The sequence below is a fragment of the Streptomyces flavofungini genome, assembly GCF_041028215.1.
Classification (GTDB): domain Bacteria; phylum Actinomycetota; class Actinomycetes; order Streptomycetales; family Streptomycetaceae; genus Streptomyces; species Streptomyces flavofungini_B.
In genome coordinates, this window is record NZ_JASKYR010000248.1 from 1 (window position 1) to 11,434 (window position 11,434).

At 73.0% G+C, this 11,434-nt stretch carries 7 protein-coding genes; 5 read left to right on the forward strand and 2 right to left on the reverse strand.

Translation table 11 applies throughout. The features are described from left to right. The first annotated feature begins 31 nt into the window (after window positions 1-31). The 5 genes from AB8Z36_RS18550 (at window position 32) to AB8Z36_RS18570 (ending at window position 7,791) form a co-directional block, all read left to right on the forward strand. Window positions 32-3,760, forward strand: a complete 3,729-nt coding sequence (locus AB8Z36_RS18550; protein ID WP_369214446.1) for an amino acid adenylation domain-containing protein — start codon at window positions 32-34, stop codon at window positions 3,758-3,760. Next, window positions 3,757-4,992: a cytochrome P450 gene (locus AB8Z36_RS18555; RefSeq protein ID WP_369214447.1), complete on the forward strand. Its 1,236-nt coding sequence runs from the start codon at window positions 3,757-3,759 to the stop codon at window positions 4,990-4,992. The genes AB8Z36_RS18550 and AB8Z36_RS18555 overlap by 4 nt, the downstream gene beginning before the upstream one ends. A 392-nt stretch (window positions 4,993-5,384) precedes the next feature. Further along, window positions 5,385-5,780 (forward strand): ACT domain-containing protein, encoded by a 396-nt coding sequence (locus tag AB8Z36_RS18560; RefSeq protein ID WP_369214448.1) that lies wholly within the window; start codon window positions 5,385-5,387, stop codon window positions 5,778-5,780. A gap of 21 nt (window positions 5,781-5,801) precedes the next feature. Then, window positions 5,802-6,884, forward strand: a complete 1,083-nt coding sequence (gene gntD / locus AB8Z36_RS18565; RefSeq protein ID WP_369214449.1) for a guanitoxin biosynthesis L-enduracididine beta-hydroxylase GntD — start codon at window positions 5,802-5,804, stop codon at window positions 6,882-6,884. 151 nt (window positions 6,885-7,035) lie between these two features. Continuing rightward, a complete protein-coding gene (locus AB8Z36_RS18570; RefSeq protein WP_369214450.1) occupies window positions 7,036-7,791 on the forward strand; it encodes an SAM-dependent methyltransferase in 756 nt (251 codons plus the stop codon). On the opposite strand, the gene AB8Z36_RS18575 is transcribed toward AB8Z36_RS18570, so the two are convergent. Next, a complete protein-coding gene (locus tag AB8Z36_RS18575; protein WP_369214451.1) occupies window positions 7,751-8,974 on the reverse strand; it encodes a cytochrome P450 in 1,224 nt (407 codons plus the stop codon). The two genes, AB8Z36_RS18570 and AB8Z36_RS18575, sit on opposite strands and share 41 nt — an antisense overlap. A 1-nt stretch (window position 8,975) precedes the next feature. After that, window positions 8,976-11,434, reverse strand: a 2,459-nt coding sequence (locus tag AB8Z36_RS18580) for an amino acid adenylation domain-containing protein (protein WP_369214452.1), incomplete at its 5' end; no start/stop codon positions are given.

Below are 11,434 nucleotides of genomic sequence, written 5' to 3' on the forward strand. Positions count from 1 at the left end.
GCCCCACACCGCGCACCGAAAGGATCCCGCCATGACTTCTGCCGAGCCGACGGCACTTGCTCCGGAAGGCTGGACGGTTCCGGAACCCGACGTTCTGATCGCCGCGACCCTCGCCGTCCTCGGCCACTTCGACGGCGACGCCGATCAGCTCCTGACGGTGTGGCAGGACGGTGCCGCCCGTACGATCCGGGTGAGCACCGACGCATCCGCCGTGTCGGCCACCCTCCTCGAAGCCACCGCGTCCGCCCTGGCGCGCGCCGAACCGGCGCCGTCCACCGAGAGCGCCCGGCTGCTCGACCTCAGCGGGGACTGCCCCGTCCCGGCCGACCCGGACCTCTTCGTACGGCTGGCTTCCGGTCGGGACGGCGTGCATGTCACGGCCGGTCCCGCCTGGGCGCGCACCGCCGCCCCGGAGCGCCTCGCCGACATCCTGCTGCGTGTCGCCAGGCGGCTCGGCGATCCCGACGCCGCACGGGCCCCGCTGGCGCACCTGCCGTTCCTGACCGCCGACGAGCACCGCCGCCTGGTCGTGGAGCTCAACGACACCGACGGCGACGTGCCGGAGTTCACGGTCGCCCAGGCCATCGCCGCACTCGCCGAGCGGGACGCCGAGGCCCCCGCGGTCATCACCCGCGACCGGACGCTCAGCCGGGGCAGGCTCCAGGAGCTGGCGCGTGCGGTGGCGGACCGTCTGGCCGACGCGGGGGTCCGGCGGGGCGACTCGGTCTACGTCTGTCTCCCCCGCTCCGCCGAACTCGTGGTCGCCTGGACGGCGGCCCTCGGGGCCGGAATCGTGTGCGTGCCCGTCGACCCCGCCTACCCCAAGGCCAGGATCGAGCAGATCGTCCGCGGCGCCGCCCCGGTCGTCCTCACCACGGCGGCCACCCACCACCTGCTGCCCGAGGCCCGCCGCATCCCGGTCAGCCTGGATCTGCCCGCGGGGACACCCCGCGCGGGCGGCGCGTGGCCCGTGGCGGTCGCGCCGGACTCGGTGGTCTACGTCATGCACACATCCGGCTCGACCGGCGTGCCCAAGGGCGTCGAGATCCGTGAGATCGGTCTGCGCAACCTGATGCACGTGTCCGCCCGTCAGTTCGGCCTCGGCCCCGGACGGCGTTCGCTGAGCCTGGCGAGCCCCGGCTTCGACGCCAACGTCTGGGAACTGCTGGCGCCGCTCTACGCGGGCGCCGCGGTGGTGCCCTTCGACGACGAGCTGATCTCGGCGAAGGGTCTAGCGGCGTGTGTACGGGAGACGGAGGCCGACACCTTCTTCCCGTTCTCCCCGCTGCTGATCCGCCTCGACCCCGAGGACTTCCCCGGTATCCGCACCGTCATCACCGCGGGCGAGCTGTTCAGCCAGGACCTCGTCGACCGCTGGCAGCCCGGCCGCGACATGATCTACGCCTTCGGGCCCACCGAGGCCACCGCCCTTCAGTCCTGGCACCACTGCCACGCCGGCGCCCCCGAGCCCGCCCCCTCGATCGGGCGGCCGATGACCAACCTCCGTATGTGGCTGCTCGACCCGTGGGGAGGCCATGCCGCGCCCGGCGCGGTCGGTGAGCTGTTCATCGGCGGCCTGGGGGTCGGGGCCGGGTACGCGGGGCAGCCGGAGGCGACCGCCGCCAAATTCGTCGTACGGCCCGAACTCGACGGCGACCGCACCCTGTACCGCACCGGTGACCTGGCCAGCTTCCGCCCGGACGGTGCCATCGACTTCCGCGGCCGCAAGGACAACCAGGTCAAGCTGCGCGGCTTCCGCGTGGAGCTGGGCGAGGTGGAGACGGTGCTCGGCGCGCTGCCCGGCATCGGCACCGCGATCGCCGTGGTCCACGAGACCAGCGGGGAGCGGCTCCTGGTCGCCCATCTGATCCCGCTGCCCGGCGCCGTCCTGCCGTCCGCCGCCGAACTGCGCGAGCTCCTGGCCGACACGCTGCCGTACTACATGATCCCGAGCGCGTTCGTGCCGCTCACCGAGGTCCCGTACACCCCGAACGGCAAGATCGACCGTGCGGTGCTCGCGCTGCGGGCGCTGCCCGAGGGCCCGGCGGCCACGGCTGCATCGCCCGACGCGGCGGCCGACGCGGCGGGCACGGAGCCGGACGGCGACGTCCTCGCCGAGGTCAGCGCCGTCTTCGCCGCCGTGCTCAACATCCCCGCCATCGCGCCGGACCAGGACTTCTTCGCCTCCGGAGGCCACAGTCTCGGTGTCGCGGAGATCGCCGCCCGCCTCAACGAGACCTACGGGACCGACATCCGCGCCCGAGACCTCTTCGAGAACCCCACCCCGGGCACCCTCACCGAGCGCCTCACCGGACTCATCACCGCCACCGCACCGGCCGCCGAGGCTCCTGCGCCGCGTGCCGCCGCCGAGGGCGAGGCCGGGCTGCTCCCCGTACAGGCCTGGCAGTGGCTGCTGCGCCAGGCACGGCCGGAGGACGACGCCGCCTACAACGTACCGACGCTGTTCACCTGCGGCGGCGCCGTCGACACCGACCGGCTCCTTGCCGCGCTTGCCGCGGTCCGGCTGCGGCATCCGATGCTGCGGGCCACCGTGCGCGAGGTGAAGGGCGCTCCGCACGTCTCGCTCGACGGTCCTGCGCTGCCGCTGGACGTGGTCGACCTGCGCTCATCGGCCGATCCGGAGGCGGCGTGCGCGGAGGAGGTCCGCCTGCGCGCCAACCGCACCATCGACCTGGCGCACGGCCCGGCCCTGCTCACCACGTTGTTCCGGCTGCCCGGCGGCTCCCACCGCCTCCTGACGGTCTGCCATCACATCGTGAGCGACGGTCCGGGGATCGACGTCCTCACCCGCGACCTGGTGGCCGCCTACGAAGGCGCCGCGGACGCGCTGCCGCCCCTGGCCAACGACCCGCTGGCCATCGGCAGGAGCGAGTCCCGGCTGCTGGCCGACGGCGCCTTCGACGCACAGCTCGACCACTGGCGCTCGGTCCTGACGCCCGCGCCGGCCGCGCTGCCGCTGCCCGTGGACCGGCCCCGGTCCCGGCCGGGCGGCGCACGCACCACGGCCGTCCAGGTCGAGTTCGGCGCCGGTCCCACCACGGCCCTGCGCGATGTCGCGCGGCAGGCCCGCACCGGCCTGGTGGCGCCGCTGGCCGCCGCCGTGGCCGTCGTACTGCGGCAGTCGACGGGCAACGACGACATCTGCCTCGGCACGCCGGTCAATCTGCGGGGCCAGCTCGGCCTGTCCGAGCACCTCACCAACGGGGCCAACTCCACGGCCCTGCGGCTGCGGCTGCGGCCCGCCTCCCTCGCGGAGCTGGTGAGCGGGGTGGCGGAGCAGATGCACGCGGCGATCGACCACGCGCGCCTGCCCTTCCACCACGTGGTGGACCGCCTCGCGGTGCCGGCCGAGCCGCTGCGCAACGCCCTCTTCGACGTGTTCGTGACGTGCTACGGCCAGAGCGAAGCGGGCACCGCGCCCGGACTTACCCTCTCGGGCCGGGTCGTGCCGCTGGACTCCGGCCTCTGCGACCTGTCGTTCCAGGGCTGCGAGCACCGCGACGGACTCACCCTGATCCTCCAGTACGACAGCGACCTCTACCACGAGGACACCGCCCGGCTGCTCCTTGACCGGTGGCGGCTCGTCCTGGAGGCGCTCGCGAGCGATCCCGCCACGCCGTGGCAGCGATTCGACGGCGGCGCGCCGGTCCCGCGGACCCCCGCGGTGGCGGGGTTCGGCGGCTTCCGGTTCGAACCGGCGGCCAGTGAGGCGCCGGCCGGTGAGGGGGCGATCGGATGAGCGTCGGGCAGCCCACGCGGCAGCGGCCCCGGCCCGCCGACCCGTACGCGGTGAACCTGGCCGACCCCTCCGTACACGCGGAGTTCGACCTCACCGAGTTCTGGCGCCGCAAGCGCGCGGAGGAGCCCGTCTCCTGGCACGGCCATGTGCCGGGCCAGCAAGGGTTCTGGGTGGTCGCACGGCACGCCGACGTGATGGACGCCTACCGTCGGCCGCAGGACTTCGGTTCCGCCTCGGGCAACGTCATGGACACCCTGCTGCACGGCGGCGACTCGTCGTCGGGCCGGATGCTCGCGGTCTCGGACGGCGAGCAGCACCGCGGCGTGCGGCGCCTCGTGCAGCGGGGGTTCTCCCCCGAACTCCTCGACCGGCTCGGGGAGTCGACCCGTGCGGCGACGCGGAAGCTGGTGACCCGGGCCGTGGAGCGCGGGCGCTGCGACTTCATGAAGGACGTCGCGGCCCACATCCCGATCGCCGCGATCTGTGAGCTGCTCGGTGTGCCCGACGCCGACAGCGAGTACATCATGAAGCTCGCGAACTCCGCCCTCGGCTCGGAGGCGCCGGGGCAGACCGCGCGCGACGCGCAACTGGCGCAGAGCGAGATCCTCGTCTACTTCTCCCAGCACGCCAGGCGGCTGCGGTCCGCGCCGTTGGACGATCTGGTGAGCATGCTGACCACCAGCGAACTCGACGGCAGTCCGCTGCGCGACGACGTGATCGTCTTCAACTGCTACAGCCTCGTGCTCGGCGGCGACGAGACCACCCGGCTCGGTATGGTCGGCGGACTTCTCGCCCTGATCGAACACCCCGAGCAGTGGGCGCGGTTCAAGAGCGGGGAGATCCCGGTCGAGCTGCTGGTCGAGGAGGTCATGCGGTGGACGACTCCCGCGATCCACGTGGGGCGTACGGCGCTGCGCGACACCGAGCTCGGCGGGCGGCGGATCGCCGAGGGGGACGTGGTGACGCTGTGGAACACCTCGGCCAACCACGACGAGAGCGTCTTCACCGCCCCGGAGGCCTTCGACGGCGGGCGCCGGCCGAACCGCCACGTCAGTTTCGGCTTCGGCCCGCACTTCTGCGTGGGCGCCCAGCTCGGGCGGGTGGAACTGAGCGCGCTCTTCGCGGCGTTGCGGGCGCGGGTGGGGCGGGCGGAGGTGACCGCCCCAGTGGGGCGCTTCTACTCCAACTTCCTGAGCGGTGTCAGCAGCCTTCCCGTCGAGCTGCACCCCTGAGCGGGGGCGGCATTACCGCTTTCCGGCGCCGAAACATTGGATCGCGCCGCCGCTCGAATACGGGACGTAATCCGGTATGCGGTGAGTCAAGAGCCATTCCCTTATTGGGTGCCGCACGATACTGCAAGGCTGATCATGGACGTCAAGGAAGTATCGAATCCTTTTCCTTCCCTTTCCCTTTGCCGCCGGAGTCTTCAATTCCCCTTCCAGGTCGTCTTGCTGATCAATCGCCACTCTGGCATTGTCTGCTGATGGATGGGCCGATGGACGGGGTGTGGTGATAGCCATCGGTATCTCCATTTCAGATGTTTCAGCCGCCGCACTGCGGCCGACGCCCGACTAGAAGCTGCGCATTCCAGCGGATCGCACCGTCGAAGGGCAGGTCTCCCACCGTGTTTTCGCAGAGCGTCCGCACGCTCCCCGGCCGATACGTGATCAGCCTGCTCGACCAGGACACGGCTCCCACGGACGACTGGCTCTGCGCGGTCCGCGCACCGGAGGGCCTGACCGTGGTGCGTCCGGCGCGACCGGGCCGGACCGGGGCCGACGGGGAGACATGGGCACCCCTCTACAGCGGCGGCACCGCACACGGCCTGGACGTACCGGGCATGCTGGCCGGTCTGCTCGCGCCGCTCGCGGCGGGCGGCGTGCCCGTCTTCGTCGCCTCCACCCACCACGCCGACATGGTGCTGGTGCCGGAGAACCGGCTCGGCCTCGCCGTCGGGCTGCTGCGCACCGCAGGACACCGGGTCGCCGAGACGGACGAGCGGCCTCCATCACCCACCTGATGCAACGAGGAGAGCACGTCGATGAACCTGTCGAGTCCCCGAGCCGTGGGCGAGCTGCCGCTGCGCCCGGACGACGGATCGCCCTGCCTGAAGCTGACCGACGAGGAGCGCGCGGAGATCAAGGAGCTGGCCGACAGCCTGCTGGACGCGGCCGGTGACACTCCGCTGGAGGACCGACTCGACCACATAGCCCTCGCCGCGCACGAGGTGCCAGCCAGGGTCCGGGCACAGCTGATCGACTTCCGGCTGACGGGCCGGCCGTACGGCGGCCTCGTCCTGTCCAATCTCCCGATCGACGAGAGCCTGGTCGGACCCACCCCGACCAGCTACGCGAGCGAGCCGACCGGCCCCGAGGCGGCGCGGGCCACGGCGCTGCTGCTCCTGATCGGCTCCCTGATGGGTGATCCCGTCTCCTACCTCACCCAGCAGCGCGGGCGCATGGCCCTCGACGTCTTCCCCATCAAGGGCCATGAGTACCAGCAGCTCGGGTCCAGCTCCACCACCAACCTGGAGTGGCACAACGAAGACGCCTTCCACCCGCTGCGGGCCGACTGGATCATGCTGATCGGGCTGCGCAACCACGACCGGGTCCCCACCACGTTCGCTCCGGTGCAGGACATCGAAGTGGACCCGGAGGTCCGGGAGTTGCTGTTCCAGGAGCGCTTCGTCATCCTGCCTGACGAGTCGCACACCGCGGCCTTCAACAGCGAGACCACCGGGATGGGCGAGGCCAGCTGGGTCAAGGAGGCGTTCGAGAAGATCGCCGAGATGAACGAGAGTCCCCGGCGCACGGCGATCCTCTCCGGCGACAGGGACGCCCCGTTCGTCCGGATCGACCCCGCGTTCATGCCCAAGGACCTGGACGCCTCCGCCGCGGCGGCCCTGGAGGCGGTGATCGCCGCCTTCGACGCGAAGCTGCGCGACGTGGTCCTCGCCCCCGGCGACCTCCTCATCGTGGACAACATGCGCGCGGTCCACGGACGCCGCCCCTTCACCGCGCGCTACGACGGCACCGACCGCTGGCTGCGCCGCATCAACGTACTGGCGGACCTGCGCCGGGCCGCGGGCCGCCGGTACGCCTCGCACGGCCGCGCACTCGTCTGACGGTCACCGGCACGGCACCCGCCGCGTCGAGCCGCCCCGACGGCTGACGCGGTGCGGGAGCCGGTCCGTACCATCACACCATCGGGTCACCCTGCCCCCGGCCGCGGAGCGCCTCGCGGCCCCGGCGGGCGGCGGCGTGCAGGATGCCGCCATGCACCGCCGACAGATCAGCTCCATCGCACACACCCGTCACCCCATCGCGGCCCCGCTGAGCGACGATTCCGTCCACACCCTCCTGGACCGGGCCCTGCCGGACGGCGACGCCCGGCTCCTGGACCTGGGATGCGGGTCGGGCACCTGGCTGCTGCGCGCACAGGACGCCCGGCCCGGTCTCCGCGCCGACGGAGTGGACAACGACCCCGAGACCATCGCCGCCGCCCGCCGCGCCGTCGACCGGGCGGGGCTGGGTGAGCACATCGCGCTGCACGCCGAGGACGCCGCGGAGTTCGTCTCGCCGCACCGCTACGACCTGGTGCTCAGCATCGGCGCCAGTCACGCCTTCGGCGGGCTGCTGCCCACGCTGAAGGCCGCCGACGGCCACCTCGCCCCGGACGGCTGCGTGCTCCTCGGGGACTGCTTCTGGGAGCGCGCACCCGACCGGCGCACTCTCGACGCCGGGTTCGCCGCCGACGAGTACGACGACCTCGCGACGACGGTGGACCACGTCATGGCCGAGGGGTGGGTGCCCCTCTACGGACACGTCAGCACCCAGCAGGAGTGGGACGACTACGAGTGGTCCTGGACCGGCTCCGTGGCCCGGTGGGCCCTGGACCATCCCGGACACCCCGACCACGGCCAGGCCATGGAGGCGGCGGACGCGCACCGCGCCGCCTGGCTGCACGGCTACCGGGGCACCCTGGGCTTCGTCACCCTGCTGCTGCGCCGGGCGGCCCCGCCCGCCAGCTGAGCGGCAGGGAGACGAGGCCGCCGAGGAAGTTGGAGTAGATCCGCCGGGCGGGCCCCGCCGCGCCCATGTCCGCCACCAGCTCGCGCAGGTCGTTCAGCACGGCCCCGATCTCGGCCCTGGCCAGGAAGGCGCCCAGGCAGAAGTGGGTGCCGTGGGCGAACGTCAGATGGCGGTTCGGAGTCCGGTCGAGACGGAACCGGTCGGGTGCGTCGAAGACGGCCTCGTCGCGGTTGGCCGAGGCGTTCCACAGCGTCACGATGTCACCCGCTCTGATCGTACGGCCGTGGACGACGAGGTCCGTCCCGGCCGTGCGTCCCACGTGCAGGATCGGCGAGGTCCAGCGCAGTACCTCCTCCACGGCGAGCTCGGTGGTGACCTCACCGCGCCGGTAGCTCTCCCACTGACCGGGGTGGTCCAGGAACGCGGCCACCGCGCCGACGAGGGCGAGGCGGGTGGTCTCGTCACCGCCCAGGATCAGGCTGTAGCAGTTGAGGATCACCTCCTCGTCGCTCAGCGCGGCACCGCCGACCCGGACCTGGGTGAGGAGGCTGACGATGTCGTCCCGCGGGTCCGCCCTGCGCCGGGCGGCGAGGTCGGAGAAGTAGAGCAGGATCTCGTTCCTGGCGACCCAGGAGTCCTGGAGCAGCCCCTGCTCGCTCTCCGAGCCCAGCGCCGACGACGTCATGTCGAGGAGGTGCTGCCGGTCCCCGCGCTCCACGTCGAGCAGGCCGCAGATGGCCCGCAACGGCAGTTGCCCCGCCACGTCCTGCGCGAAGTCGCACTCCCCCCGCGCCAGCGCCTCGGTGATCAGTTCCCGGGAGGCCGTCCGGATGCTGTCGACGACCCCGGCCAGGGCGCGGGGCGAGAAGGACTTCATGAGGGCGCCGCGCAGTTCGGTGTGGCGCGCGCCCTCCGTCAGGGGCAGCATCAGTCCGGCCGCGCCGTCGCCGCCGTCCAGGAGGGTCTCCAGGACGTTGCCCCGGTCCGAGCGGAACCGGTCCGGGTCGCGGTAGGCGGCGGCCACGTCCTCGTACCGCGTGAGCACCCAGAAGCCGGGAGCGCTGTCCCGTCCCGGCTGCCAGTGCACCGGCTCCTCCGCCCGCAGGCGCCGCCACACCGGTGCCAGGTCCTCCTCCGCGTGCACGGCGGGGTCCGCGAGGTCGATCTCCGCGAGTGACCGCACGTCAGGCTCCCTTCTCCGTCAGATGTCCGGACAGGGCGCCGCAGATCTCGGCGAGCGGTCGCGGGCCCATCATCGCGTGGTGATCGCAGTCGATGTCGTACGCGGTGAACCGGCCCTCGCCGTACGCCGTCCACCGCTCGCGGGCGGCACCGGCGGGCGGGCCGTCGGCCGTGGCACGGAAGTGCACGAGGTCGATGTCCGCACGCGGCGGCACCGTCCGCAGGACCTCGGTGGCGGAGCGCGCCGCGAGGCGCACCCCCTCGACCGCCCGCGCGCCCAGCGTGGCGATCTGTTCCGACAGGCTTCCGTCGGGCGCGATGCCGACCTCCGCGAGGACACCGTCGAGCAGGGCGCCGGAGTCCGGGAGCGCCGCCGCATCCGGTGGGGGGTAGGAGTCGAGCAGGGCCACGAACGCGACGCGTTCGCCCTCGTCGGTCAGGTGCGCGGCGAGGGCGTGGGCGATGTTGCCGCCGACCGACCAGCCGAGCAGCTGGTACGGGCCCTCCGGCTGGACCGAGCGCAGCGCGTCGGCGTAGTCCCGCACCATGTCGTCGAGCTTGCACACCCCGCCGCCCGGCTCGCCCACGCTGCGCGCCTGAAGGCCGTAGACCGGTGTACGGGAGTCGATGTGCGGCAGCATGCGCGCGTAGGGCCAGGCCAGGCCGCCTGCCGCGTGGACGCAGAACAGCGGGCGTCCCTCGCCCTCGCGGCGCAGCGGAAGCAGTACGTCGAACCCTGTCTCCCTGCCGGTGTCGTCGAGCCTGCTCGCGAGCCCGGCCACCGTCGGCGCCTCGAAGAGGGTACGGGGTGACATCCGCAGGCCCAGCGCGGTGCGCACCCGGCTCACCAGACGGGTGGCGAGCAGCGAGTGGCCGCCCAGGTCGAAGAACCCGTCGTCGGCACCGACGCCGTCCACCCCGAGCACCTCGGCGAAGAGCGCGCTGAGCGCCTCCTCGCGGGCGCCGCGGGGGGCACGGCCCGACCGCTGGTGCTCGGGGGCCGGCAGTGCCGCCCGGTCCAGCTTGCCGTTGGGCGTCAGCGGGAAGCGGGGCAGCCGTACGAACGCCGCCGGGACCATGTACTCCGGCAGGGACGCGCCGAGGTGCCGCCGCAGGTCCGGTACGTCGAGGGGGGTGCCGGGCTCGACGGTCACGACGTAGGCGGTGAGCCTGCGGTCGCCCGCCCGGTCCTCCCGTACGACCACGGCGGCGCGGGCGATGTGAGCGTGCCGCAGCAGGGCGGCCTCCACCTCCGCGGGCTCGACGCGGAAGCCGCGTATCTTCACCTGGTCGTCGAGGCGGCCGAGGTAGTCGAGGGTGCCGTCGGGCCGCAGGCGCACACGGTCCCCGGTCCGGTACATCCGGTCGCCCGCGGGTCCGTACGGGCAGGCGACGTACCGCTCGGCCGTGCGTCCCGGCCGGTGCAGATAGCCGCGCGTGACCCCGGCGCCCGCGATGTACAGCTCGCCCGGCACGCCGACCGGCACCGGCTGGAGCCGGTGGTCGAGCACGTACACGCGGGTGTTGGCCACCGGACGTCCGATGGGCGGGTTCCCGTCGTCCGGGCCGTCCGTGCTGCGCCAGAGGGTGGAGTACGTGGTGGTCTCGGTGGGCCCGTAAGCGTTGTTGACGACGCAGCCGGGCGCACGCCGCTGGAAGTCCCGCACCAGAGCGCGGGACAGCGGCTCGCCGCCGAGTACGACCTGCCGCGTCGACACGGCCAGGTCACCGCCGCCCAGCACGCTCGTCAGCACCGAGGGGACGCCGCAGAGCATGCTCCCTTCCCAGCCGCCGCGCTCCAGCAGGGCGAAGAGGTCGTCGACGAGGACCAGGTGGCCGCCGACGGCCAGCGACGTGAGCATCTCGAAGGCGTGCACGTCGAAGCTGAGCGAGGTGGCCGCGAGGGTCCTCGACATCCCCTCCGTGCCGAACTGTTCGCCGACCGTGGCCACGAGGTTGACCGCGTTGGCGTGCTCGACGACCACTCCCTTGGGCACGCCGGTGGAGCCCGAGGTGTAGATGACGTACGCGGGGTGGCCCGGCAGCAGCGGCCGGACGCGCTCGGCGTCGGTGACGGTGTGGGCGCCCAGGCGCGTCACCCGCTCACGGACCGCCTCGTCGTCGATGACGATCCGCTCCGTGCCCGGTGGCAGGGTGAGTCCGGCCGCCCCGGCCGCCCGTAGCACGACGAGGCGCGGCCGGGCGTCGGTGAGCATGTGGGCGATGCGGTCGGCGGGGTAGCGCACGTCGACGGGTACGTAGGCCGCACCGGACTTGAGCACGGCGAGCAGGGCGACGAGCAGGTCGGGGGTTCTGGGCAGGGCGAGGGCCACGCGGGTCTCGGGGCCCGCGCCGTGCTCGATCAGCAGCCGCGCCAGGCGGCTGGAGCGCGCGTCCAGTTCGGCGTGGGTGAGCGTCTCGCCCTCGTGGGTGACGGCGGGGGCGTCGGGGGTCCCGGCCG

What these genes read in the sequence shown, in the direction of transcription:
- gntD (WP_369214449.1), top strand. Translation starts at nt 5,802, where the DNA reads ATGAACCTGTCGAGTCCCCGAGCCGTGGGCGAGCTGCCGCTGCGCCCG.
- AB8Z36_RS18550 (WP_369214446.1), top strand. Translation starts at nt 32, where the DNA reads ATGACTTCTGCCGAGCCGACGGCACTTGCTCCGGAAGGCTGGACGGTT.
- AB8Z36_RS18570 (WP_369214450.1), top strand. Translation starts at nt 7,036, where the DNA reads ATGCACCGCCGACAGATCAGCTCCATCGCACACACCCGTCACCCCATC.
- AB8Z36_RS18555 (WP_369214447.1), top strand. Translation starts at nt 3,757, where the DNA reads ATGAGCGTCGGGCAGCCCACGCGGCAGCGGCCCCGGCCCGCCGACCCG.